Below are 1,553 nucleotides of genomic sequence, written 5' to 3'. Positions count from 1 at the left end.
GCGAGCCGGTGACAGGTGCGCCAACGGTAGCCGTGTAGAGRATGGTGCCGTTTTCSAGRGCGCCGCCCGCTGGGACAGTGGCGGTCAGCACAACGTTGGTGACGTCGATGCTATCGCCAACCGGGGTCACGACCGGCGTGGTGTTCGGKGTCAGCTGCTCGTAGTTGCCRCCGGTTACGCCGGTGATCGCGGTGCTGACGGTGTCGGCGCCGTTGTAGACGTCATTGCCCAGGGTGTAGGAAACGGTACCGCTGGTTTCGCCTACACCGATGGTGATGGTCTGGTTGTTCGACAAAGTCACGACAACCGGAGAACCCGTGACAGGCGCGCCTACCGTAGCGGTGTAAACGATAGTGCCATTTTCANGTGGTGTTCGGGGTCAGCTGCTCGTAGTTGCCGCCGGTTACGCCGGTGATCGCGGTGCTGACAGTGTCGGCGCCGTTGTAGACGTCATTACCCAGGGTGTAGRAAACGGTACCGCTGGTTTCACCGACCGCGATGGTGATGGTCTGGTTGTTCGACAGGGTCACGACAACCGGCGAGCCGGTGACAGGTGCGCCAACGGTAGCCGTGTAGAGAATGGTGCCGTTTTCCAGGGCGCCGCCCGCTGGGACAGTGGCGGTNGTCACGACAACCGGCGAGCCGGTGACAGGTGCGCCAACGGTAGCCGTGTAGAGAATGGTGCCGTTTTCCAGGGCGCCGCCCGCTGGGACAGTGGCGGTTAGCACAACGTTGGTGACATCAATGCTATCGCCAACCGGGGTCACGACCGGTGTGGTGTTCGGCGTCAGCTGCTCGTAGTTGCCACCCGTTACGCCGGTGATCGCAGTGCTGACGGTGTCGGCGCCGTTGTAGACGTCATTGCCAAGGGTGTAAGAAACGGTACCGCTGGTTTCACCGACCGCGATGGTAATGGTCTGGTTGTTCGACAGGGTTACGACGACTGGTGAGCCAGTCACTGGAGCGCCGACGGTCGCGGTGTAAAGGATGGTGCCGTTTTCGAGAGCGCCGCCCGCTGGAACGGTAGCGGTCAGTACGACATTGGTGACGTCAACGCTATCACCAACCGGGGTCACGACCGGCGTGGTGTTCGGGGTCAGCTGCTCGTAGTTGCCGCCGGTTACGCCGGTGATCGCGGTGCTGACAGTGTCGGCGCCGTTGTAGACGTCATTACCCAGGGTGTAGAAAACGGTACCGCTGGTTTCACCGACCGCGATGGTGATGGTCTGGTTGTTCGACAGGGTCACGACAACCGGCGAGCCGGTGACAGGTGCGCCAACGGTAGCCGTGTAGAGRATGGTGCCGTTTTCCAGGGCGCCGCCCGCTGGGACAGTGGCGGTCAGCACAACGTTGGTGACATCAATGCTATCGCCAACTRGCGTCACAACCGGTGTGGTGTTCGGGGTCAGCTGCTCGTAGTTGCCACCGGTTACKCCAGTGATCGCGGTGCTGACGGTGTCGGCGCCGTTGTAGACGTCATTGCCAAGGGTGTAAGAAACGGTACCGCTGGTTTCGCCCACTGCGATGGTAATGGTCTGGTTGTTCGACAGGGT

At 61.6% G+C, this 1,553-nt stretch carries 3 protein-coding genes; all 3 read right to left on the bottom strand.

The window, feature by feature from the left end; all coding sequences use genetic code 11:
- A partial coding sequence (locus tag ASF66_RS22655; protein WP_330219435.1) for an immunoglobulin-like domain-containing protein occupies window positions 1-352 on the bottom strand: 352 nt, incomplete at its 3' end.
- Window positions 353-366: 14 nt separating this feature from the next.
- The coding region (locus ASF66_RS23215; protein WP_442962761.1) for an immunoglobulin-like domain-containing protein at window positions 367-596 on the bottom strand (230 nt) is incomplete at its 3' end.
- A 28-nt stretch (window positions 597-624) separates the two neighbouring features.
- A partial coding sequence (locus ASF66_RS23210) for an immunoglobulin-like domain-containing protein (RefSeq protein ID WP_442962760.1) occupies window positions 625-1,550 on the bottom strand: 926 nt, incomplete at its 3' end.
- Between the last annotated feature and the right edge of the window lie 3 nt (window positions 1,551-1,553).

The organism is Pseudomonas sp. Leaf129, from assembly GCF_001423465.1.
Taxonomy (GTDB): domain Bacteria; phylum Pseudomonadota; class Gammaproteobacteria; order Pseudomonadales; family Pseudomonadaceae; genus Aquipseudomonas; species Aquipseudomonas coleopterorum.
This window is presented reverse-complemented; position numbering and strand designations above follow the sequence as displayed.